This is a genomic window from Acidobacteriota bacterium, assembly GCA_035471785.1.
Classification (GTDB): Bacteria; Acidobacteriota; UBA6911; order RPQK01; family DATIPO01; genus JANQFM01.
In genome coordinates this window covers 21,014-43,082 of the sequence record DATIPQ010000086.1, presented here as the reverse complement: position 1 = coordinate 43,082, position 22,069 = coordinate 21,014, and the positions used below count along the sequence as shown (strand labels likewise).

Sequence of the window (22,069 nt, the reverse complement as noted above, 5' to 3'; positions counted from 1 at the left end):
TGGATGTGCTTCCTCATCGCCCACTAATAATGAGCCGAGCCAGTCGGCGCCAAGAATGTTCGGTGTTGTTGCTGTCGCTCAAAGCGTAGTTGAGCGCCTTATCAACTGTGCCTGAGGTAATCCGTCTGCCTTCGACGCCGCCGCGAGAATATATTACGTCAAGGTAGATTCCTACGGCGCCGAGTTCGTCGCGGGCCTGCGCTATCTGCTCGTCGAGAAGCTGCTGGAACCGCGGTCTGAGATTGCCATCGTCGTCGAATATGTCGGCGTCCTGGTCCAAAATCACGTTGAGCTGGAGGCGGATGCAGTTCGAATTGCTCTCGCACTCCTCTGCAGAGATCGGGTCACGTCCGTCTGGGTCCACGAAGACCATGGGCCTATTCCGTACGTAGATATACCTGTTCCAAGTCTGGGGATCGGCGAGATCAGCAGAGGCGAGGAGAGGATCGCGGGCTAGGAAACGGCCTGCCACCTTGTCGTAGTAGCGGGCGCCGAAGTAGTCGAGAGAAGATTCGGGGTCGCGTTCTTTGCCCGTGAACTTGCGGACGTGGGAATCGCAGGCTGTGGTGTCGGCGGACTGGCCGAAGGGGTGGAAGAAGCTGTCACAGACGACCGTTGGACTGAGGAAGTTGGTGCTCATCAGCGTGCAGCCCAGATGGTCGCGGTGGAAGAAGTGGATGCCGGGGCCGCGGGCGTCGTTTTCTACTACGAGTTGGCCGTTGAAGTAGCCGCGGACCAGGTCTTGCTGGCTGCCGCCCAGAGGGAACTCCCAGAGCACCTCGCCCATCACCTCGTCCCAGAAATAGATCCGCCCGCTGCCGTCCTCATGGCGTTTGATCACCCTGCGGCCGGTGTAGTCGTATTCGTAGCTGACGCTTTGTGCGGACCCACCGGCGGCTCCGCGCCCGCGCAGGGAGCGCCCGTTGTCGAGGGGGCCTCCGGGGCCGGAAGGAGGATCCGGGGGCGGGGGGCAGCCGGCTCCCGTGCAACGCCCGTCGTCCAGGGGCGTCTGGTCTGAAGGGGCCACTGCAATGAGCCGTCCGGCGGCGTCCCAGCGGTAGCTGCGCTGAGGATCGCGCAGCATGTAGCCGGCGGCATCGTACTCGTAGCCCGCATCGAGGATGCGGTTGGTGGAGGGGTCGATCATCAGGCTCGAGCTGTGATAGTTGGGAGTCGACATCGTTCCCTGGGCCGAAAGGCGGTTGCCCGGGCGGCTGGTGGTGGAAAACGACACCCGCCCGGGGGGAGGGCTGCACAACTTCTTCCGCGACCACCTGGGCAGCACCCAGGTCACCGCAGACTTCTTCACCGGCGCCTTGGTCTGCTCCTCCTTCTACCACCCCTTCGGCCAGTCGGCCGACCCCACGGCCTGCGACGGGCACACCCGCAAGTTCACCCAAAAGGAGCGCGACCCAGAATCCGCCCTCGACTACTTCGGCGCCCGCTACTGCGACTCTGTCTCCGCTCGCTTCCTCTCCCCCGACCCCCTGCTAGACTCGGCTTACGTAACTGACCCCCAGTCGTGGAACAGGTACTTCCAGAGCCGGAATAACCCAACGAGGTATTTCGACCCCGACGGCTTGCAGCCCTTGGATGGGACCCTGCTGCAGTTCTTCAACGCCTTCTTCGGGCAAGACTTGTCCACCGTGGACGTCCAGACTGGTATAGTGGCCAGAATCGTGACAAGTATTGCTGGAGCCAATGGTGTGACGCTCGGTCAGACCGTTTATCTCGATTCTGGGTCAGCCGAAGCGTTTGAGAACAGACTGGGCCGAGGAATCACGTTGGTCGGTCATGAACTTGTTCACACGCAGCAATTTCAAGCCTGGGGGCCTCTCTTTTTGCCTGGCTATCTCCAAAACTACAGCTTCAATCGCACCCATGGTAGAGGCGTAGCGGGTATGCCAGCCCAAGAGGCTTATGAGAGCATCCAGGCAGAATCACTCGCCTTCGCCGTTAGTCGAGTCATTCAGAGATTTCTTGACGACAATCCGGGAATTTTTGACAAACTCCAATCCAACACTCCACTAACACCAGACGACTTGAAGAGGATTGGCAATGCCCTCTCAGAAGCCGCTCGGAATGGAGACCTAAAGGAGGGCTACCACGTGATAGACGGGAAACTGGTTTTCATCTATTTTCCTCAAGCGGAGAGAGAGGAATGAGGTTGACATCTCAGTTAATCGTTCTTACTTCTTTTCTTCTTATAGCCTGCGACCCTGGCTTTTCCTTTGATCCCGACGATTGGGACTCCCATCATCAGGACGGCTATGACTGGAAGAAACAGATCGATAAGATTGAAATCGCCGTCGCCAGTATGGGGGGGGTAATTGGCGATAGCTACGTGGGCCTTTCGCTCCAGCTGAGTAACCAAGGCGACGAACTCCTGATACTTGAAAAATCCGAGCTCATCACGGGGGGCAAGCGCGAGTTCGAAGCGAGCCTTCCAGGTTCCGGCGATATGCGTTGGCGATCGGTTGAGGCGAACAGATCAGAGCGTCTTGAACTGTCATGGTATTTTGGCCGCTCAGCAATTGACGTTTTAGGGGAACGCTTCAAGGTGCTCTTACATCTGCGCCGAGGAGAGCAGGTGCAGCCTGTTGAAATCCACTATTCCAGAGTGAAGTAGTCGTAACCAAGGGCGCCAAACGGCCCCAGGAGTTCTCGAAAAAGCTTGCGGAAGTCCCGCGTGGTTCTCGGGATCCTTGGTTTCGTTGTGGTTATCGCATCGGCCGGTCTCACTCAGACGCGGAGCTTTGGTTCCGACTAGTGCTAGCGGCCCGTTTTTGGGAGCTTGGCGTCGAGGACCTGCTTCACGCCGGCCAACGGCACGAGGTCGCGTAGGATAGTGAGATTCTATGGTCGCCACTCAGCTGTTCATGAACAAGCGCCTCCGGGATCCCTTATGCAAATCAAGGCAGGGCTTGGGCGAGCCTCCTAGCGTCGCTCGACTTCACTGAAGACTGAAGACGACATCGACGGCCCATTTGCGCCGAGGCCCCGGCGAGTCGGAGTCCATCATGACGCCGGAAATATACTTGAACTGATTGCCGTGGCCGTCGATACGCTTGGAGATCCGATAGCTGAGATCGATGCTCACGATGCGCGTGTGATCAAGGGGACGCAGTTCGTCACTTTGAGAAACGCCGTCCCGGTTGCGGTCAGTCCACAGCAGCAGGCGCGGGAATACCCAGTCCTCGCGGGAGATGAAACCGTCACCGTTGCCGCCCAACCCTCCCCCATCGAATGGCTTGAGAGCTTCGAAACCGTTACGGTCTGCATTCGACCGCGCCTGCGGCGAAAAGTTCCCGAACAGTTCCGTCCCGTCATCGATGCGCCCGTTGAGGTTGCGGTCCATGGCCAGCAAAGCGTCGTCGCTGTCCTCTTGCGGCCACGGCAACATCTCGGTCATTCCGTCGCCATTAATGTCGAAAGCAACGCCTTCCGCTCTGGAGCTTAGCTTGATAGCGTTGTGGACCTCCCACAAACAAGCGACGACGCAGTTGGGGCGGCCATCGACGCATCTGCCGGTCGATACACCTGAACAGTTGTCTGCGTCATCCGGACGGCAGTCGTCCTGTGCGAACGTCGGCAAGAGCAACGCCGCAAACAGTGTCAACGAACCCGCGAGCAACAACACCAAGATCTTAGCGATAGCGGAATGAGATTCGAACACGACTCTTCACCTTCTCCCTCGTTTGGGAACATTCCTTCTTAACTGGATCAGTACGTCAGTGACGGCGAGACCATCCGAAATCTCGAATCCCTTAACAGTGCCCGATTCGAGTTCTCGGGGGTTGTCGTGCACGGAGCTGGCCTGAAGGTCATAAATGCCTGGGGGCAGCCCTGTGATCTGAAAACGACCTTGAGGATCGACGATTTCGCCTGTGTCTTGCCGGCCCTCCGAGTGGTCCGGACTACTGCGGCGCGTGGCCTGGACCCAAAAGCGTGCGACTGGCACACCCTCGGAAGAAACCACGCGTCCAGCGATCGATCCTGAACCCCGCTGCAAGACGATCTGCACTTCGCGTGGATCATCCCCGCCCTGCAAGGGCACCTCGGAACTCAGATAGTCCTTATGGCGAGCAACCACCCTATGAATCGGAAACCTGCTGAGGACGGCTTCGAAATGGCCCGTTTCGTCCGTGCCGCCGGTGCCGCTGAGCCGCCGCCCCTCAGCCCAAACCTCCACCGCGGCTCTCGAAACGGGGGTGCCGTTCTCATTAACAACCCCGCCGCGCAGGACAGGGCTGCTCTTGAGTCGAACTTCCATCTCAGCCGCCGAAGGCCCTTCAATTAGAATCTCTCGGGAGACGTACCCTCGGGCCCGTACGGTGCAGCTGGTGGGAGCTTTCAAGTCGACCTGCAATTGAACCTGGCCGTCCTCATCCGCCTTCACAGCAGGCAAGGGGACCGACATGTAGGCGACGCTTGCCGTCGGCAGGGCTCTTCCTTCCTCGTCGAGGATTCGGAGCTGGACCAGCGTGGAGGGTCTGACGGAGAGGTCGACCTGTCGTTCGTCCTCTTCTTCCGACAGGACGGCTCGAGCCGAGTCCGGCATATAGTCCGAACTTCCCGATTCCACGTAAAAGTTCTCGCCGCGCCGCACCCGATGAAAAAAGAAACGGCCGAGCTCGTCGGTCCGGGTCCGTCGATAGAGCAATATGCCGTCCGGCACACGGCCGCACTCCGCATTGAAGCTAAGAGCCACGGGAATGTCTGCCACCGGTGTGCCCGTGTTGCTGTCGTAGACGTGACCCCAGACCAACTCGGCTGCTTCGCGAAGCCGGTAGTGCCGGCGCACCTCTCCAGAGGCGGTGATCTTGAGAGGGTCCTCCATCGGCTCATAACCCGGCTCATCAAGCACCAGGTAGCCTTCGAATGGTCGATCCAGGCGAATGCGGAACGTGCCATCGGCTCCACTACGTGTCTGACGGACCAGACCGTCATACCTGCGATCGCCTAAGGATCGGCGACTCTGATAGAGAGCCACCTGCGCGTCGGTTAGGGGCTCGCCGTCGGGCAAGGCAACCAGACCGACTATCGCAGCATGAAAAGCGTCTTTCTCACGAGACCCCTCCCGGCTGGCAAAACCCGCACCGCCAGAGGGCTGCTCAACTGCGAGATCGTCGCGGTCCGCTGCAGGGCTGCTCTCGTCATCACGTGGGGAGGCTTGGAAGCTCTCATCCTGCGAAGCCTCCGATTCAGTTGTCGACGCTGTTTCCCGTTTATCGTCGGTTGCAATGGGGGAGGAAGTGGACGGCCACCAATTCCACAGCATCAGCGAGGTGGCTACTGTGAAGACCAGAGCGGCAACGACGATGATCGAGCGCCCTTTCACCAGCGGTCTCCTTCCCAAAAGCGCGGGGCCTTTCTAGCGCCGCCGACCGCAGAAGTCGGATTCAAATCTCTTCCAATGGTGCCTGGCATGTCCTGCAGAATAGCATAAACAATACGAGGGATACAAGCATTTTCGTTATTAACGGAGGAGCGAACCTTCTCTAGATGAGGTGCAGTAGGTCGGGAACTAGTGCATTGCACCAAAAGTCTTGAGCCACCCTATGGGTAGGAAGCGACCAGGTGCTGCATGAGGGTTTGGATGATTTCGACCGTCTCCTCCATGCTGCCTATGAAGGTCCTTTCTCAGCTACGATGCGGCCACCAACCGGGTCTTGGGCTGGGAGTACGACGCGGCCGGCAACCTGCTCGACGACGGCATCCGCCACTACTGGCGCGACGCCGAAGGGCGCATGACGGGAGTGGGGCCCAGCATGCCCTCGCCTTCCCCGCCCGCCGGAGACGACGGCCGCTCTTCGCTTCGGGGCCGCAGCGGCTCGCCCGCCGCCAGCTATCTCTACGACTACCGGGGCCGAAGGGCGGCCAAGCTGGACGGCTCGGGCGGGGGGCGCAATCTACTTCTGGGACGAAGCGGTGGGCGAGGTCATCTGGGAGTTTCCGCTCAACTCGCCGATCCAGGATCTGGTGCGGGGCTGGTTCAACGGGCGCCTGGTGGTGGAAAACGACACCCGGCCCGGCGGAGGGCTGCACAACTTCTTCCGCGATCACCTGGGAGCGTTGCCACGTCCAGCGATGTCGAGAACCCTCAGCGAGAAAGTCAGCCAGCCTCTCGATGGCCGCCCCCGGACGGCTGAAGAGTTCATCCAGCGACGCTCGGAAGCCAGTTCATCAAGAATCCAAGCGCCGACCTCCTCTTGTTCCTTTTCCGGCAATCGCGATGCTTCCTCCATCGCTTTTGGAGCAACTTTCCCATAGCCTAAGTATGCCGTGGCCGTGCTGCTGCCGGCGATGCCGTTCCGACAGACGGCGCGATCATGAGACGCCCTTGATCAAGAGTGAGAGACAATTGCAAATTGATTGATCTGCAGCCGGCCACGAAGCCCGAAAGCCGCCAGGGCTCCGGCCAAGCCGATTCCAACGCCCACCGGCGCAGCCTTCATCCTTCGTCCAGGGAAACGGACACCCGCCCATGATGCCATGAACACAGCGCCGGTCCATATGTTTCGGCAGGTCGCAGGGCAGGAGTCCCGAAGCGTGACTTGAGCAAGGTGGACTCGGGTAAGGCCGTGTGAGGTCAGGGCAATCCACCGGGAACACCCGCATAGTCCAGCCGGGGCCAACTACTTGCGGGATTCTGGAGGGTGCAGGATAATGAGGCCGCTTCTGAGACACCATGAAGATCGATCTCAGCCCCCGTCAGCAATCGACCATCGCTGTCGCTGCCACACTGCTGGCAGCCATTGTGATCCTGTGCGCGATTGCCGGGTTGCTGTGGTTGATCGGCATCTTCTTCGCCACTTTCTCGCACGTATTTCTGCCCTTGGCCGTGGCCGGAATCATCGCCCTGGTCATCAAACCGCTTTACGACTCGTTCGTCGACCGGCTCAAGCTTCCGCCGGTGGCGGCCTTGGCCGTCATGGCGCTGGCCGCGCTGGTGCCGCTGGCCCTGGTGGGATGGTTTTTCGGCGCCATCGTGGTACGGCAGTCGTCCGATCTGGTTCAAAAGCTGCCCGAACTGTGGGAACAGTTTCTGGCCGAAGCCCGTCAGCATCTGCCGCTTATCCAGGACCTGTGGGACCGCTACGGAGACCGCGTCACCGAGGCCCTGCAGGATCGAGGCGGGGCACTGCTCTCAGCGCTGCAGTACCTGGGCGGACGCTTCGCCTCCACCGGCGGAGACGTCTTCAGCCTCTTCGGACGCCTGGCGGCCTGGGTCGTCCTGCCGGTTTACATCGCCTTCTTCCTGCTCATGGACCCGCAGAAGCCGCAGACCTGGTCCGACTCCGCCCTTCCCTTCCTCAAGCCGGAAACCCGCGAAGACATCTCCTACCTGGGGCACGAATTCGTCAATATCATCGTGGCCTTCTTCCGCGGCCAACTGCTCATCGCCCTCTTGCAGGGCATCCTCTTCGCGCTGGGATTCAGCATCGTGGGACTGCGCTGGGGCGCCGTGCTGGGTCTGGCGCTGGGACTGCTCAACATCATTCCCTACCTGGGCAGCATCCTGGGACTGGGCGTGGCCCTGCCCCTGGCCCTCTGGCAGACCGGAGGCGGCTTTCCTCTGGTGGTCGGGGTGCTGGTGGTTTTCACCGTGGTGCAGATGGTCGAGGGCTACGTCCTCACCCCCAAGATCATGGGAGACCGAACCGGACTCCACCCCATGGTCATCATGGTGGCCGTCTTTTTCTGGGGCTCGGCCCTCAACGGTATCCTGGGAATGCTGCTGGCCATCCCCCTGACGGCCTTCTTCGTGGTCTTCTGGCGGCTGGCCCGAGACAAATACTTCCGCGAACTCGTGTAGCCGGCAATCGCCGCAGGGTGCGCCTCGCACGATCGCTCGATGCTGCCTTGAGAAAGGACCTCTATGACTCAAGAATATGACGCCATCATTATTGGGACGGGGCAGGCGGGGCCGCCCCTGGCCGGGGAGTTTGATGGGAGGGGATTGAAGGTCGCCATTATTGAACGGCATCAGGTCGGGGGCAGTTGCGTCAATCATGGCTGCATACCCACCAAGGCGCTGGTGGCCAGTGCGCAGGTGGCTCATCAGGCCCGGCGGGCGGGCGATTTCGGTATTCAGGTCACGGGCCGGGTCGGGGCCGATATGAAACGGGTCAAGGCCCGCATGCGGGAGATTTCAGGACAGTCGAATGAAAGCGTGACCCAGTGGCTGGAGGGCATGGAGAACGTCGATCTGATACGCGGCCACGCCCGCCTGGAAGGCCCCGGCCGAGTGCGGGTGGGGTCGGATTTGCTCACGGCTCCCAAGATCTTCCTCAACGTCGGAGCCAGGGCCCGCGTCCCCGAAATGCCCGGACTGGACGAGATCGATTACCTGACCAGCACCGGCCTGCTCAAGCTGGAAGAGCTTCCCGAACATCTGGTCGTGATCGGAGGCGGCTACATCGGGTTGGAATTCGCCCAGATGTACCGCCGCTTCGGCAGCCGCGTGACCGTGGTCGAGATGGGCCCGCGCCTGATGAAGCACGAAGATGAAGACGTGGCCGAGGCTGTGGGCGAGATCTTGGCCGAGGAAGGCATCGAGCTGCGCTTGAATGCCGAGTGCATCGGATTCAGCCCCCGGAACTCGGGAATAGCCGTCCAAGTCGAATGCGGCGAAGGTCCCCCAGAAGTCGTCGGCTCACACGTCCTGCTGGCTGTAGGACGCATCCCCAATACCGACGACCTGGGACTTGAGAAGGCGGGCATTGAACTCGACAAGGGCGGATATGTTCCCGTCGACGATCGCCTGCGCAGCCCCGTAGAAAGCATCTGGGCCATCGGCGACTGCAACGGAAAAGGGGCTTTCACCCACACCTCCTACAACGACTACGAGATCGTGGCCAACCAGCTTTTCGGGGACGGCTCGCGAAAAGTCAGCGACCGCATCACCTGCTACGGGCTCTACATCGACCCGCCCCTGGGACGCATCGGCCTGAACGAGAGCCAGGCGCTGCAAAGCGGACGTAAGGCGCTGATGGGCAAGCGTCCCATGAGCAAGGTAGGACGCGCCAAGGAATTCGGCCAGACCCAGGGCTTCATCAAAATCCTGGTGGACCCCGACAGCGAAGAAATCCTGGGTGCGGCCATACTGGGCCTGTCGGGCGACGAGGCCGTGCACTGCCTGCTCGACGTGATGTACGCCAAGACGCCTTACACCGTCATCTCCCAAGCCGTCCACATCCATCCCACCGTCTCAGAGCTGATCCCCACCGTACTGCAGAGCTTAGAGCCGTTAGAGGACGAGGGCGACTGACATCTCGGCGAATCGCCGTCAGTTGTCGACGAAGCCCTGATCCCAGCCTCGGGAGGGGTCGTGGTTGCGCAGGTCGATGTCGAAATCGGCGCAGGACTTGAGGAGGATGCGCCATTCGATGGTCGGGGATTGGCTGTCCATCGTTCGCCTCTGACTACTCGGAGGGGATGGGAAGGCCGTGCATGCGCAGGAAGCTGAGCTTGTCCCAGTAGCCGCGCTGGAAGACGATCTTGCCCTCCTCGACCTGAAAGAAGCCGCATCCCCGCAAGCCCAGAGGATCGCGCCACTCCAGAATGGCCCATTGACCGTCCTCGAACAGGTTCTCGACCATGCAGGTCATCTCGGCCGCCGAAAACTCGCGCTGGAACATGGCGCGGATGGCCTCCCGTCCCTCCACCGGATCCTGGGTCACCTGATGATTGACCGCCGAGGGCGCGTAGAGCGAAGCGATGCGCTCCACGTCGCCGTCGTTGAAAGCCTCTATCCATTCCGTCACCACATTGCGCGGACTCTTCTCAGCCATGCTGCGCTCCTTTCGATCAATCGCTTCCGAGCATAGCCTACCCTACCCTGTCAGAAAAAAGCTTGCTCTTCGACATCGCCTTGCTGTAGAGTCTCTCCTAGTTGATCTAGGAGAAGGAAGATGGAAAAATCGGCGGGCTTCATGCCCGGCATGCTGGAAATGCTCATCCTCAAGGCGGTTTCGCTGGGTCCGGCCCACGGCTACGGCATTTTGCTGCGCATCGAGAAAATCTGCGGACAGGCCTTCGGGGTGGAGCAGGGTTCGCTCTATCCGGCCCTCAACCGGCTGGAACACCGCGGACTGCTCGACTCCGAGTGGGGAGTCTCGGACAACAACAGGCGGGCCAAATACTACCAATTGACGGCAGCGGGCGAGAAGCGCCTGCAAAAGGACAGCCGCCAGTGGACGCGTCTCTCCCAAGCCGTTGAAACCGCTTTAAAAGCGACTCCCGAGGAGGCTTGAAGATGTGGGCGAAGATGAGGTCGTGGTGGCGTTCACTAAGAGACCGGAAAGGCTTCGAATCCGACCTGTCGGCTGAATTCGAGCATCACCTGGAAAGCCGCAAACGGCATCTGATGCAAAGCGGACTGAGCCAAGGAGAGGCCCGGCGCAGAGCCCGCCGCGAGTTCGGCGACGCCGAGGCCCTCAAACGCGACTGCCGCCAGGCCCGCGGACTTTACTGGAGCGACGAACTGGCCCGCCATGCCGGTTTCGCCCTGCGCCTGCTGCGCCGCCACCCCACCTTTGCCGTCAGCGTCCTGCTCACGCTGGGACTGACCATCGGCGCCAACACGGCCATCTACAGCATCGTCGACGGACTCCTGATCCAGCCCCTGCCCTACCGCCAACCCGAGCGCCTTTACGTACTGACCTCCGACATCGAATCGCCGCGCGGTTCGGCCCGGCGTTGGAGCCATAGCGGGGCCGAGTGGGAAGTCGTGCGCGACCGGGCCCAGGGACTGGAGACGGCTTGCTTCTCAGGCTGGCCTCAAGGCAGCAACCTGGTGGTAGGCGAGTGGGCGCGCCACGTCAGTCAGGGACGCGTGGGCGCGGGCTACTTTCAGGTTCTCGGCGTCGAGCTCCCGGCAGGACGCGAGTTCTCCTCCGCCGAGGACTCGCCCCTAGGAGGAGCGGTCGCCATTCTCGGCCACGATCTGGCCGAGAGCCTTTTCGCGGGGCCCCAGCAGGCCCTGGGACAAGACATCTCGCTGGCGGGACAGCCCCACCAGGTCATCGGCGTCCTCCCCTCCAACTTCCGCAGTCCCTACGGCGAAGAAGTGTGGACGCCCTTGCGCCCCTCCACTCAAGGAGAGGGCGAAGGAGCCAACTACGGCATCCTCATCCGTCCCGGAGAGGGGCTCAGCTCGGACCAGGCCCAGGCCCAGATATCGCTGCTGAGCGGGACCCTGGCCGAAGCGGCGCGCCTTCCCGATGACTTTTCCGTCCGCTACCGGCTGGCTCCCTTGCAGAGCGACCTGGTGCGGGAAGTGAAGCGCCCGCTCGTGATCATCTGGGTGGCGGTGGGACTGACTCTGCTGATCGGATGCGTCAATATCGCGGGACTGTTGCTGGCCCGCCAGGCAAGGCGGCGCCGCGAGCTGGCCGTCCGCTACGGCCTGGGCGGCGGACGCGGTGCCGTCATCCGCCAGATGCTGACGGAAAGCCTGGTGATGGCGGCACTGGGAGCGTTGCTGGGAACAGGCCTCGGCTACCTGGGCAAGGAAGGGCTCGAGTTGCTGGCCCAGGACGCTTTCGGGCTGTGGCAGCCGGTCGCCTTCAACCTGCGCGTGCTGCTGGTGACCTCGCTCAGCGCGCTGCTGGCCAGCCTCCTCTTCGGACTGGCCCCAGCCTGGCAGGCCGCCCGGCTGGACGTGCGCCAAAGCCTCTCCCAGGGCAGCGGACGCAGCAGCCAGGACGCTTCCAGCCGCCGCTTCAGCCACCTGCTGGTGGTGGCCCAGGTGGCCCTGGGCGTCGTGCTGCTGGTGGCCGCCGGACTGCTGCTGCGCACCTTGCTGCATTTGCGCGCGCTCGACCCCGGCATCGATCCCTCGGGGGTGGTGACGGGCAAGCTGTCGCTCACCGACGCCCGCTACCGGGACCCTCAAAGCGTCCAGCGCCTCTTCGTCCAGAGCCTGCAGCAGATCCGCGCCTCGGCGGGCGTGGAAGAGGCCGCCGTCGCTTTGACCCTGCCCTACGAGCGCGCCGTCAACCTGGGATTCCGCCTTCAGCAAGACGGAGAGCAAGGGCCGGGCCAGGTCACCGACGCGGTCTACGTCACTCCCGGCTTCTTTCAGGCCCTGCGCGTCCCGCTCTTGCAGGGGCGCTTGTTGGAACCGCGAGACGACCAGCAGCACTCCCCCGTGGCGGTGGTCAACCGGGCCTTTGTCGAACGCTACCTGGATGGCGGTCCCGCCCTGGGACGGCGGCTGGCGGCGGTGGGCGAAATGAGGGAGATCGTGGGCGTGGTCGGGGACGTTCAGCATCGTCCCGTGTGGGGCGGACAGAGGGGGCCGCTGGGCAACGTTCCCACCCTCTACGTGGCCGCCCAGCAAAGCTCAGGACTCTTCCGCTTCGCGCATCGCTTCTTCTCGCCTTCCTGGGTGGTGCGCAGCAGGCTGTCGGAGGCCGAAGCCGCCGAGGTCATCCGATCAGCGGTCCACTCTCTCGACCCGCTGCTGCCCTTTTCCCGATTCCAAAGCATGGATTCGGTGATGGCCGAGTCCTGGTCCCACCAGCGGCTGCAGGCCTTTCTCATGCTGGCGCTGGCCGCCCTGGCGCTGCTGCTCTCCACGGTAGGCCTCTACGGGGTGGTGGCTCAAGCCGCTCTCCGCCGGCGTAGGGAAACCGGCATCCGCATGGCTCTGGGATGCGGGCGCTGGAGAGCCGTCCTCAGGGTGGCCCTGCCGGGGATGGTGCTGACGCTGGTCGGCGCCGGGCTGGGAACCCTGGGGGCCTGGAGCGGAATGCGCTTGCTCGATCACCTGCTCACCGGCGTGACTGCGCACGATCCGCTCACGTTCCTGTCGGTCCTCGGACTTGTCGTGGGCGCGGCCCTCGCCGCCTCTCTGCTGCCCCCCCTGCGCGTCACCCGCGCCACCCCCAGCCAAATCCTGCGCAGAGACTGAACTTGGCCCTTGTTCTTGGGGGAGTGATTGTGTAGCTTGATGTCCAGGCTAGGGTGATGCCTTCAATTCATTTTCAATGTCTGAAAAATAGAGAGGAAGAGCCGATGTTTTTAAAGGACGTCAAGGACGCATCACCGCAAGGACCCTACGCCACCGCCATTAGAGACCTGCGCGAGGCCGGCAAGATGGTGCCTGAAATCATGCACCTCTTCGCCTACAAACCCGACCGCACGGGATTCCTCTCCCGCTTTGCCGAAGGCGTCATGCGCGGCCCCTCGCCCCTTTCGCCGGGAATGCGCGAATTGATCGCGGCCTTTACCTCGACCCGCAACCAGTGCCCCTTCTGAATCGGCTGCCACGCTGCGGTCGCAGCGAACCTTCTGGGGGACCCGGCACTGGTCGAGGCGGTACTGAAGGACTTCCGCAGCGCCCCCATCAGCCAACGCGAAAAGGCGCTCTTCGCCTATCTGGAGAAGATGAACGCCGCTTCCCACCAGCTCGGTCAAGAAGACGTGGATAGCGTGCTCGCGGCCGGCTGGAGCAGCGAAGCCCTCTACGACGCCATCACCGTCTGCGCCCTCTTCAACTTTTTCAATAAGTGGATCGACGCCACCGGCGTCGCCGACATGACGCCCGAGGCCTACCAGGCTTCGGGAGAGCGGATGGCCAAGAGCGGCTATATCCGCGATCAGAATTCATAGCCGAGCAGGGCGATTTCGCAGGCGAAGGCCTCTTCCACCACGGCCCTGGCGGAGGGCGAGTAGTAGTCGCGATAGTGGCGCTTGTCGCTGCGGTATTCGGACTTGGCCCGGACTCCCAGCGACCCGTTAAAGGGGATCCCCAGTCGTTCGAAGACCTGGTCCAGTTCCTCCTTCAAGGACTCGTAGCGCACCACCCGGTCCACCAGCAGAGTTCCGTCGGGGGCGCTGTAGCGCGGGAAATCAGAGCAGAAGCGGCCCTTCTCGAGGTACTGCTCGAAGCTCCAGTCACCGCCCCTCAAGTGGTTGATCTGGTGAAAGTGAGAGACCGTCTTGTCCCAGGGATTGCGCTCCACGCAGAACTTGAAGCAGCCCTCCCAAAGCCCGCGCGGGATGCGCTGCTGCACAGCCGAGGCGGACATGTGATTGTAGAACTTCAGCATCTTGGGATCGGCCGGGTCTTCGGGAAAGGGCATCCCGTTCCACTGGTAGTTGCGGGCTGCATGAGGAGGCACCGGCGGCTGGATGGGGGTCACGATGTCTTCTTGGCCGCAGCACTGGGAGAGAAAGACCTCGATGCTGGTTCCCGCCACCTTCTGGTTCTTGATGAAGATGAACTTGTACTTGTGCGACAGGATCATTGCGATGCAGGGCGGAGTATACTCCACATCCCCGAAGACGGCATCCTCTCACTTCCAGCGGAAGAAGTCCTGCTTTCCAACGTCGAGGCGAAGTTGGGGCTGCCCCTCCGTCGTTGAAGCTATGGAGGGTCAACGACCGATGGCGAACAGGTGGTTTTCGGCGCGCACGTAGAGCGTGTCGTGGCCCAGGGCGGGAGTGGCCATAATGCGCTCTCCGAGTTCATTGCGGGCTACTTCGCGATAGACGGGTCCCGCTTCGATGATGAGGACCTCGCCGTCCTCGCTGCTGAGGTAGAGAAGTCCTCCGCTGGCCACCGGCGAGGCGCTGAAGCCTCCGCCCGCGTGCCCGACCCGCTGACGATAGATTTCCTCGCCGTCGGAAAGACGGTAGCAGTCGAGAATGCCGTTGTTGTTGAGCGAGTAGAGGTAGTCGCCGTAGATGAGCGGGGTGGGCATGTAGGGTCCGCGTCCCCGCTTGCTCCAGAGGACGGCATCGCTGGAGGTCTCCTCGCCTTGCAAGGTGATGTCGCCGCGGGCCTGAGGCGAGACGGCGAAGATAGGCTTTTCAGGCGAGCGTCCGCTGGCCACGATGATGCGGTCTTGGTTGAAGACGGGAGTGGGAGCCGTGATCTTGGAGCTTCCGCCCAGTCTCCAGATCTCCTGGCCGCTGAAGGGGTCATAGGCGCGGATGTAGTTGGATCCGTTTGTGACGATCTGGGCCGGGCCCGGGCCGGGGTAATAGGCGGGCGTGCCCCAGCTTGGGAGCTCTTCTCGGGCGGTGCGCCACAATTCCTTTCCGTCGGCGGCGTCGAAGGCTGCCAGGAAGTCGTCCTGCTGGGTATCGACCTGGACGATGACCATGTCCTGGGTGATGATGGGCGAGCTGGCGGGTCCCCATTCGTAGGTGGGCGCGTTGTAGGCGCCTACGTCCATGTCGCCCAGGTCTTTGCTCCACAGCAGATTCCCTTCCATGTCGTAGACGAAGAGCCCCTGGGAGCCGAAGAGGGCGGCCAGGCGGCGGCCGTCGGTAGCGGGAGAGGAACTGGCGTAGGTGGACTTGATGTGGCGCTTGAACTCGGGACGCCCCTCATGGGCCGTGCGTACCCAGATGACGCGTCCGCTGAGGGCGTCCAGGCAATACACCTGCCATCGATGGACCTGGCCGCTGTCGTCGGCCGCCGTGCCGGCCCCGTAAAGGCCGTGCTTGTAGCTGGACTCGGCTTCCAGGTTGACGGCGGTGGTGAGGTAAATGCGTCCGCCCCACAGGACGGGACTGGAATGGGCCAATCCCGGAATTTCGCGCTTCCAGCGGATATTGTGGCCGCTCTCGCCGTTCCACTCCAGGGGCAGGTTCTGCCCCTCCATCACTCCCGAAGCGTCCGGCCCCCGGAAGGAGGGCCAACTCGCGGGCTGCCCCAATGCCGGAAGATTGAGACCCGGAAGAATAAGACAAAGAAATACCAAGCCCAAAAGGGCCCTACCGCTCATGCGCAAGCTCATGCCAGCATGTTGCACGGAACCGGGGGAATCGTCAATTGGACTAGCTCAGGCCGTGTTTTTCCAGCCGGTAGAGGAAGGCTTTGTAGGGAAGGCCAAGCAGGCGGGCGGCCTGGGTGCGGTTGCCTTCGGCGCGCTGCAGGGCCTGGGCCAGCAGCGAGCGCTCGTGGTCTTCCCAGTTCAAGCCCTCGGCAGGCAGGCGGAAGGCCCCGTTGCCCGACTCTTCGCCCAAGGCCCCGGAGGAACTGGGTACGTCCGTCCGCACTTCTGCCGGCAAGTCCTGAGCGTCGAGCCGGCCGTCCTCGGAGAAAAGCACCAGGCGCTCGACGAGGTTGTGCAGTTGACGCACGTTTCCGGGCCAGGAGTAGTCCATCAGGCAGCGGAGAATGTCGGTGGGCAGCTCTTCCGGGACGGGCATGCGGTGGCGGCGGGCGGCGCTGCGCAGAAAGTGGGAGGCCAACAGCGGGATGTCTTCGCGCCTTTCCCGAAGGGGCGGCATGATGATGGGCACCACGTTGAGCCGGTAATAGAGGTCCTGGCGGAATGTGCCCTCGGCCACCTCGGCCTCCAAGTCGCGGTTGGTGGCGGCGATGAGGCGGATGTCCACGCTCACTTCGCGGTTGGAGCCGACGCGGCAAAAGCGTCCTTCTTGCAGCACTCGCAAGAGCTTGGGCTGAAGGTGCAGGGGCAGTTCTCCCACCTCGTCCAGCAAGACCGTCCCGCCCTCGGCCGCTTCGAACTTGCCGCGGCGCCGTTCCTCGGCGCCCGTGTAGGCGCCCTTCTCCGACCCGAAGAACTCGGCTTCCACCAGTCCCTCGGGAACGGCGGCGCAGTCGATGGTGACAAAGGGTTTGTGCTTGCGTGAGGAGAGGGCGTGCAGAGTGCGGGCCGCCAGTCCTTTTCCGGTGCCGCTTTCGCCTCCGATGAGGATGGTGGCCTCGGTGGCGGCCACTTTCTCCAGCCGCCGGAAGATGCGCTGCATGGCGGGGGCCCTTCCCAGCAGATCCACTAATTGCTCGCGCTCCTCCAGGGCTTGGCTGAGGCGGCGGTTTTGTTCCACCAGAGAATGCGACTTAAGCGCCCGTTCCACGGCCAGGATCAGCACTTCCCGCTGAAAAGGCTTGACCAGGTAGTCGTCGGCGCCGGCCTGTACGGCCTCCACGGCATGGGAAATGGAACCATGGGCGGTGGCCATGATGAAGGCCACCGAAGGAAAGTCCTGCTGCACCTTCTTGAGCAGATGCATGCCGTCCCGACCGGGGAGCTTCCAGTCGCTGACCACCAGGTCGGGGAGGGAGCGGAGGAGGGCTTCGCCGGCTTCTTCAGCCGAGGCGGCCTCTTCCACCTGGTGCCCCTCCCGGGTGAGGATGCGGCAGACGATGCGGCGCTGGTCCTGTTCGTCCTCGACGACCAAAATGTGGGCCGGCTTCATGAGTTCGGCTCCTGGCTGGGGCCCGAGGGCACAGATCCGCGGCGGCGGTGACGCAGATGCAGGAGAGCCCGGCTGCCGTGCGGATCGCGGTCCTCGATAGAGAGGCTGCCCTGGTAGCGCGTGATCGCCACCCGGCTGGCCAGGTAGAGCCCCATGCCGCTGCCTTGCGACTTGGTGGTGACATGAGGCGTAAAGAGCCGCTCGCGGACTTGAGGCGGCAAGCCGGGCCCGTCGTCCTCGACGGAGATTACGACACCGCCCTCGGGGTGGACCTTGGCGGCCAGACCGATGTGTCCCTGAGGGGCCGCCTCCACGGCATTGACGGCCAGGGCCTGAACCATGCCCCGGATCTCGGCCTGTACTCCCTTGATGGTCAGGTCGGCCTCTTCGGGCAAGTCGAGCGAGACCTGGGCCTGGCCGTGCTGCACGGCCTCCAGCACCACGTCCTCGAGCAGGACGCCCACCTCCACCGGTTCCTGCAGACCCTCTCCATCAGCGGCCAGGCTGAGGAAAGAGCGTATCCAGGAATCGATGCGGGCCGTTTGGCGGCGGGCCGTAGCGGCCAGTTCCTGGGCGCGCGGATCGTCGGGCGGGCAGGAGGCCAGCTCTTCGATGACCAATCCCAAGGTGTTGAGGGGGTTGCGAATGGTGTGGGCGAATCCGCGTGCGATCTGGCCCAGTTCGCTGAGCTGCTCTTCCTGCTGCCATCGGCGCCGTTCCCGGTCGTATTCCTGAAGGCGCTGCGACATGCGGTTGAAGGACTGCAAGGCCGCTCCCACCTCGCCGCCGGTCGAGTCGGCAACCTGCAATCCCAGTTCCCCCGACGCCACTCTGCGGGCGGCCCGTGTGAGTTCGCCCAGCGGACGGCTCACTCCGTAGGCGATGAATCCGGCTCCTGACAGGCCCAGCAGCAAGGCCAACACCGTGCCTCCCAGCAAACGGCTGCGCAAGTCGGAAACGGTCGATTCGACGTCGGTGGAGGGAATGCTGATGGTGCGCTCGAATCCCGCCCCCTTGACCTTGAGAGTGGCCGAAAAGGCCGAGCCCTCGTCGTGCAACTCAACCCGCGTGGACAGCCGCCCCGGCTGGCCGTCCAGAACAAGCTCTCTCTCGGATACGAGGTGGGATTCTGAGGGCTGCTTGAGGACTCGCACCACCCGCCGTTCTTTCTCTTCCTTGTCCCCTTCAGAGCCGGCCTCGACCTTCTCTTGAACGCTCTCTTGGGCCTGCACCAGAGTCACTTCTCCGCCTTCCGCCAAATGGTCCAGAAGGTTCTCGATGCGCTGGTCGAAAAATTCGGCCACTTCGCGGGTAGCCGTCAGGGCCGCCTCGCCCGCCTGTTCCACCGAGGCCCGGGCGGCCCGGTTGACCAGCCACCAGTGAAAGGCCAGAACGCCCGCGATGAGCAAACCGAAAAACAGAAATAATTTGGCCTTCAACGACATAATGATCTCCACTGTAGCCCTCTGCAGGCATGCACGCTCTACTCCATCATATTACCGCTCTATTTCCGCAAATGAGGAAGAGGGGGCGGGCCGGGTGTCCCCATTTGGGGAAACTTCCTCGTCTCCTTTGCGCAGAAGGGGCCAATTCCGGCCCAGGGGTCTTTGGCACAGGCGATGCAATGGAGAGGGCGCATCGATTAAAACCCGCCATCAATTGGCGCGGGCAACCACTAAGGAGGTTCTAAATTGATGAGAACTGCTGGCTACGCCATTGTGATGATTGTGCTGACGACCCTGATGACTTCTCCCCTGAGTGCGGCCGACGATCCCGCCGAAGTGGCGCGAGCCTTCTTCGAGAAGGTCTGGAGCGAAGGCGACGTCGAACTGGCTCACGGCATCATTAACGCCGACTTTCAGTTTCACAATCCCATGATCCGCATCGTGGGCCCCACAGGACCCGATCTGGTCACGGGACGCGTGGAGATGATCCGCGAAGCCTTTCCCGACTATAAGATCGAGGTGCTTGACATCTTCAGCGAGGGGCCCAAGGTTCTGGTGCGCTGGAAGGCTGCGGGAACCCACGAGGGTCCTCTAGGCGGCAACGAGCCGACCGGCAAGAGCATGTCCTACGAGGGCATGACGGTTCTGGAGATCCACAACGGCCAGATCTACGAAGAGTGGACCATCGACGATTTCCGCTCGGGGCTGCGGCAACTGGGTATCGAGAGCTTGCAGGTCAGACGCCAACAGTAGGGGTCAAAGACCATTTCAAGGAGAAGCCATGCAAGACCTGTTCAGCGACATCAAGGTGGCCGTCCGCCGTCTGGCCGGCCAACCCGGCTTTCTGGCTGTTTGCCTGCTCACACTGGCTCTGGGGATCGGTGCCAACACCATGATCTTCGGCGTCATCTACAACGTCCTTCTGCGTCCTCTGCCTTTCCCTCATCCCGAGCGCATCGTGCGCATGGTGGAGGAGCATTCCGGGGCGGGCGGGCGACGGATTCCAGGCTTTTCGCTGGACAGCTTTCGGGAGTGGAAGGAAAGCAACTCGGTCTTTTCGGCCATGGCCGCCTTTCAAGATCACACCGCCACGCTGACCGACCGGGAGCCCGCCCTGGAGCTTAACGGCATCCGGGCCACGGTAGGCTTTTTCGAAGTGCTGGGTGTGCCGGCGGCCCTGGGGACGGCCTTCGAACCCGTCCACGAAGAGCGAGGCAATGAGCGCGTCATCGTGCTCTCTCATTCCGTGTGGCAGACTTACTTCGGCAGCGATCCCCAGATCGTGGGACGCTCGATGAGCCTGGACGGCATCCCCTACACCGTGATCGGCGTCATGCCCAGCGACTTCGCCTATCCCGACCGCGAGACCCAGTACTGGCTTCCCATGCTGGTAGGCCCCTCTCAGAACAGGCCGGGCGAACGCCGGGTCATCGTGCTGCCGGTTTTCGCCCGTCTCAAGCCCGGGATCAGCGTGCAGCAGGCCCAGGCCCAAGGGCAGGCCATTGTGGAGGAACTGCGGCAGCGCGAACCCGATCCCCAAGAAAGGGATGAGCGCGTCATCCTGCATCTGGAGAATCTGCTGGAGGGCATCACGGGGCCCGTGCGCACGCCCCTCTATATCCTCTTCGTGGCCGTCGGCCTGCTGCTTCTGATCGCCTGCACCAACGTAGCCAACCTGATCTTGGCCCGTGGCGCCGACCGGCAGGGAGAAATCGCCATTCGCCTGGCCCTGGGGGCCGGGGCTGGACGCCTGACCCGTCTCGTCCTCACCGAAAGCCTGTTGCTTTCGCTGCTGGGGGGAACGACCGGGCTGCTGCTGGCGCTGGGAGGAATGCGGCTGCTGAAGAGCTTCGCGGCCGATCTCATTCCGCGCGTGGAAACGGTGACCCTGGACTGGACGGTGCTGGCTTTTGCGCTGGCCTTATCGACCCTGACCGGGTTGTTCTTCGGACTCATACCCGCTCTCCAGTACCGGCGGGTCGACCTCACCTCCTCCCTCAAGGAAGGGGCCGAGCAGACCCCGGGCGACTTGCCCGGCGCTCTGGGAAGGGTCAGCCTGAGGGGCGGGCTGGTCATCATTCAAATCGCCTTGGCCACCGTCCTCCTGGTCGGAGCCGCCCTGCTGGCCTCCTCCTTTTTGCGTCTCAGCAGCGTGGACCCCGGCTACGACTGGGAGGACGTGGCCACCATGCGCGTGCAGTTGCCAGGATACCGCTATGGAAGCTCGGAGAGCCGCAACGACTTTTTCGACCGGCTCTTGCGGCGGGTGCGCTCGGCGCCCGGCGTGGAGTCAGCCGCCATCGCCAATCTGCTGCCCATGTCTCAGGCCCGAATCCGCCTCAGCTTCGGCATCCGCGGACGGCCTGAGACCCAGGAGGGGGGACGCAGTCCTGAGGCCAGCGTGCGGGTGGTGACTCCGGGATACTTCCGCACCATGCGCACCGACATCCTGCAAGGACGGGGCTTCGCCGAAACCGACAGGACCGGCACGCCTCCAGTCATCATCGTCAATCAGGCCTTGGCCGACCGCTACTTCCCCGACGAAAACCCCATCGGCCAGGAAATTCAGTTCGGCGAAATCGTGGGGGTGGTGGAGAACATCCTCAACGAAGGGCTGCAATCGCTTCCCGAGCCCGAACTCTACATGGCTTTGGCCCAACTGCCCCCGCGCATGTCGATTATGACCCGGCAGGTCAACCTTGTGGCCCGCACCGACTCCAGCGAGCGGTTGGTGCCTTTCCTTCACGGAGCCGTGCAGGCCCTCGATCCGGCCCTGCCCCAGTTCGACGTGACCCTGCTGGAAGAGCGGGTGGACCGTGAAATCGCCGAGCCCCGCCTCTATTCGGGACTGATGACGGCCTTCTCGGCCCTGGCTCTGGTGCTGGCCATGATCGGGCTCTACGGCGTGACTTCATACGCAGTGTCGCGCCGCACGCGCGAGACCGGCATCCGCATGGCCTTGGGAGCCGAATCGTCGCAGATCCTGGGACTGGTGCTGAGCCAGGGACTGACTCTGGCCGTCATCGGAATCGGAGTAGGGATGGCGGCCGCCTTGGGCCTCAGCCGACTGCTGGAATCGCTGCTCTTCGGCGTCAGCGCCACCGATCTCCAGACCTACCTGACGGTGCCCCTGGTCCTGCTGCTGGTCATGCTGGCCGCCACCTACCTCCCCGCCCGCCGGGCCTCCCGCCTGGATCCCTGGAAGGCGCTGCGGATTACCTAGTGTCCTGAGTTAGAAGTCTTGAGCCACCCTGTCGCGTTATCCCACGCTTTCAGCGTTCCGACCTTTGGCGTCTGAAACCCAGGGTGGCGCCGCCGTCTCGCTGCCGCTCGTCGGGGCTGACCCTGGGCTGACGAATCGCTCGCCTTCAGCGAGCCGGACTTGACTTCTAACACAGTCGCTGCCTGCCCTCCGAAGTCTTGGCGAAGGAGGG

Annotated in this window: 20 protein-coding genes; 11 read left to right on the top strand and 9 right to left on the bottom strand. The window is 62.8% G+C overall.

Annotated elements, in window-relative coordinates; all coding sequences use genetic code 11:
* Positions 1–13 precede the first annotated feature (13 nt).
* Entirely contained in the window at positions 14–1,180 is a 1,167-nt protein-coding gene (locus VLU25_12295) for an RHS repeat-associated core domain-containing protein (protein HSR68710.1), read from the bottom strand.
* Between VLU25_12295 and VLU25_12290 the strand changes: the two genes are divergently transcribed.
* Positions 1,167–2,165, top strand: a complete 999-nt coding sequence (locus tag VLU25_12290) for an RHS repeat-associated core domain-containing protein (protein ID HSR68709.1) — start codon at positions 1,167–1,169, stop codon at positions 2,163–2,165. The two genes, VLU25_12295 and VLU25_12290, sit on opposite strands and share 14 nt — an antisense overlap.
* Positions 2,162–2,629 carry a hypothetical protein gene (locus VLU25_12285; GenBank protein HSR68708.1) on the top strand — a complete coding sequence of 156 codons (468 nt, stop codon included), beginning with the start codon at positions 2,162–2,164 and terminating at the stop codon, positions 2,627–2,629. Before VLU25_12290 ends, VLU25_12285 begins: the two co-directional genes overlap by 4 nt.
* Positions 2,630–2,953: 324 nt before the next feature.
* On the opposite strand, the gene VLU25_12280 is transcribed toward VLU25_12285, so the two are convergent.
* Both VLU25_12280 and VLU25_12275 read right to left on the bottom strand, forming a co-directional pair.
* On the bottom strand, positions 2,954–3,676 hold the full coding sequence (locus VLU25_12280; GenBank protein HSR68707.1) for a hypothetical protein: 723 nt from the start codon (positions 3,674–3,676) through the stop codon (positions 2,954–2,956).
* Positions 3,677–3,682: 6 nt separating this feature from the next.
* Positions 3,683–5,341, bottom strand: a complete 1,659-nt coding sequence (locus VLU25_12275; GenBank protein HSR68706.1) for a carboxypeptidase-like regulatory domain-containing protein — start codon at positions 5,339–5,341, stop codon at positions 3,683–3,685.
* Positions 5,342–5,931: 590 nt separating this feature from the next.
* Between VLU25_12275 and VLU25_12270 the strand changes: the two genes are divergently transcribed.
* The 3 genes from VLU25_12270 to VLU25_12260 all read left to right on the top strand — a co-directional run bounded on the left by VLU25_12270 (position 5,932) and on the right by VLU25_12260 (position 9,274).
* Complete coding sequence (locus VLU25_12270) at positions 5,932–6,273, top strand: hypothetical protein (protein HSR68705.1); 342 nt, start codon at positions 5,932–5,934, stop codon at positions 6,271–6,273.
* A 418-nt stretch (positions 6,274–6,691) separates the two neighbouring features.
* A complete protein-coding gene (locus tag VLU25_12265) occupies positions 6,692–7,819 on the top strand; it encodes an AI-2E family transporter (protein HSR68704.1) in 1,128 nt (375 codons plus the stop codon).
* A gap of 63 nt (positions 7,820–7,882) precedes the next feature.
* A complete protein-coding gene (locus VLU25_12260) occupies positions 7,883–9,274 on the top strand; it encodes an FAD-containing oxidoreductase (GenBank protein HSR68703.1) in 1,392 nt (463 codons plus the stop codon).
* An 18-nt stretch (positions 9,275–9,292) separates the two neighbouring features.
* Here the strand turns inward: VLU25_12260 and VLU25_12255 are convergent, their stop codons facing one another.
* Both VLU25_12255 and VLU25_12250 read right to left on the bottom strand, forming a co-directional pair.
* Positions 9,293–9,415, bottom strand: coding sequence for a hypothetical protein (locus VLU25_12255; GenBank protein ID HSR68702.1), 123 nt, complete (start codon positions 9,413–9,415; stop codon positions 9,293–9,295).
* A gap of 13 nt (positions 9,416–9,428) precedes the next feature.
* Positions 9,429–9,797 (bottom strand): nuclear transport factor 2 family protein, encoded by a 369-nt coding sequence (locus VLU25_12250; protein ID HSR68701.1) that lies wholly within the window; start codon positions 9,795–9,797, stop codon positions 9,429–9,431.
* A 120-nt stretch (positions 9,798–9,917) separates the two neighbouring features.
* Here VLU25_12250 and VLU25_12245 point away from each other — a divergent pair, with 120 nt between their 5' ends.
* The 4 genes from VLU25_12245 to VLU25_12230 all read left to right on the top strand — a co-directional run bounded on the left by VLU25_12245 (position 9,918) and on the right by VLU25_12230 (position 13,623).
* Positions 9,918–10,259 (top strand): PadR family transcriptional regulator, encoded by a 342-nt coding sequence (locus VLU25_12245; protein ID HSR68700.1) that lies wholly within the window; start codon positions 9,918–9,920, stop codon positions 10,257–10,259.
* A 2-nt stretch (positions 10,260–10,261) separates the two neighbouring features.
* A complete protein-coding gene (locus VLU25_12240) occupies positions 10,262–12,922 on the top strand; it encodes an ADOP family duplicated permease (GenBank protein ID HSR68699.1) in 2,661 nt (886 codons plus the stop codon).
* 104 nt (positions 12,923–13,026) lie between these two features.
* Entirely contained in the window at positions 13,027–13,269 is a 243-nt protein-coding gene (locus tag VLU25_12235) for a peroxidase (protein HSR68698.1), read from the top strand.
* Positions 13,270–13,434: 165 nt separating this feature from the next.
* Positions 13,435–13,623 (top strand): hypothetical protein, encoded by a 189-nt coding sequence (locus tag VLU25_12230; GenBank protein HSR68697.1) that lies wholly within the window; start codon positions 13,435–13,437, stop codon positions 13,621–13,623.
* Here the strand turns inward: VLU25_12230 and VLU25_12225 are convergent.
* The 4 genes from VLU25_12225 to VLU25_12210 all read right to left on the bottom strand — a co-directional run bounded on the left by VLU25_12225 (position 13,611) and on the right by VLU25_12210 (position 18,629).
* On the bottom strand, positions 13,611–14,261 hold the full coding sequence (locus VLU25_12225) for a hypothetical protein (GenBank protein ID HSR68696.1): 651 nt from the start codon (positions 14,259–14,261) through the stop codon (positions 13,611–13,613). The genes VLU25_12230 and VLU25_12225 overlap by 13 nt on opposite strands.
* 129 nt (positions 14,262–14,390) lie before the next feature.
* Complete coding sequence (locus VLU25_12220; protein ID HSR68695.1) at positions 14,391–15,626, bottom strand: PQQ-binding-like beta-propeller repeat protein; 1,236 nt, start codon at positions 15,624–15,626, stop codon at positions 14,391–14,393.
* A gap of 175 nt (positions 15,627–15,801) precedes the next feature.
* Positions 15,802–17,190, bottom strand: a complete 1,389-nt coding sequence (locus VLU25_12215; GenBank protein HSR68694.1) for a sigma-54 dependent transcriptional regulator — start codon at positions 17,188–17,190, stop codon at positions 15,802–15,804.
* Complete coding sequence (locus VLU25_12210) at positions 17,187–18,629, bottom strand: HAMP domain-containing sensor histidine kinase (protein HSR68693.1); 1,443 nt, start codon at positions 18,627–18,629, stop codon at positions 17,187–17,189. The genes VLU25_12215 and VLU25_12210 overlap by 4 nt, the downstream gene beginning before the upstream one ends.
* Before the next feature lie 255 nt (positions 18,630–18,884).
* Here VLU25_12210 and VLU25_12205 point away from each other — a divergent pair, with 255 nt between their 5' ends.
* Positions 18,885–19,388 carry an ester cyclase gene (locus tag VLU25_12205; GenBank protein ID HSR68692.1) on the top strand — a complete coding sequence of 168 codons (504 nt, stop codon included), beginning with the start codon at positions 18,885–18,887 and terminating at the stop codon, positions 19,386–19,388.
* A 28-nt stretch (positions 19,389–19,416) separates the two neighbouring features.
* Positions 19,417–21,858, top strand: coding sequence for an ABC transporter permease (locus VLU25_12200; GenBank protein HSR68691.1), 2,442 nt, complete (start codon positions 19,417–19,419; stop codon positions 21,856–21,858).
* Positions 21,859–22,069 lie beyond the last annotated feature (211 nt).

Excerpts from the sequence above, each read along its gene's own strand:
- VLU25_12245 (HSR68700.1), top strand. The coding sequence starts at position 9,918 with ATGGAAAAATCGGCGGGCTTCATGCCCGGCATGCTGGAAATGCTCATC.
- VLU25_12285 (HSR68708.1), top strand. The coding sequence starts at position 2,162 with ATGAGGTTGACATCTCAGTTAATCGTTCTTACTTCTTTTCTTCTTATA.
- VLU25_12250 (HSR68701.1), bottom strand. The coding sequence starts at position 9,797 with ATGGCTGAGAAGAGTCCGCGCAATGTGGTGACGGAATGGATAGAGGCT.
- VLU25_12260 (HSR68703.1), top strand. The coding sequence starts at position 7,883 with ATGACTCAAGAATATGACGCCATCATTATTGGGACGGGGCAGGCGGGG.
- VLU25_12255 (HSR68702.1), bottom strand. The coding sequence starts at position 9,415 with ATGGACAGCCAATCCCCGACCATCGAATGGCGCATCCTCCTCAAGTCC.
- VLU25_12235 (HSR68698.1), top strand. The coding sequence starts at position 13,027 with ATGTTTTTAAAGGACGTCAAGGACGCATCACCGCAAGGACCCTACGCC.
- VLU25_12200 (HSR68691.1), top strand. The coding sequence starts at position 19,417 with ATGCAAGACCTGTTCAGCGACATCAAGGTGGCCGTCCGCCGTCTGGCC.
- VLU25_12215 (HSR68694.1), bottom strand. The coding sequence starts at position 17,190 with ATGAAGCCGGCCCACATTTTGGTCGTCGAGGACGAACAGGACCAGCGC.
- VLU25_12240 (HSR68699.1), top strand. The coding sequence starts at position 10,262 with ATGTGGGCGAAGATGAGGTCGTGGTGGCGTTCACTAAGAGACCGGAAA.
- VLU25_12295 (HSR68710.1), bottom strand. The coding sequence starts at position 1,180 with ATGTCGACTCCCAACTATCACAGCTCGAGCCTGATGATCGACCCCTCC.
- VLU25_12205 (HSR68692.1), top strand. The coding sequence starts at position 18,885 with ATGAGAACTGCTGGCTACGCCATTGTGATGATTGTGCTGACGACCCTG.
- VLU25_12265 (HSR68704.1), top strand. The coding sequence starts at position 6,692 with ATGAAGATCGATCTCAGCCCCCGTCAGCAATCGACCATCGCTGTCGCT.
- VLU25_12225 (HSR68696.1), bottom strand. The coding sequence starts at position 14,261 with ATGATCCTGTCGCACAAGTACAAGTTCATCTTCATCAAGAACCAGAAG.
- VLU25_12220 (HSR68695.1), bottom strand. The coding sequence starts at position 15,626 with ATGGAGGGGCAGAACCTGCCCCTGGAGTGGAACGGCGAGAGCGGCCAC.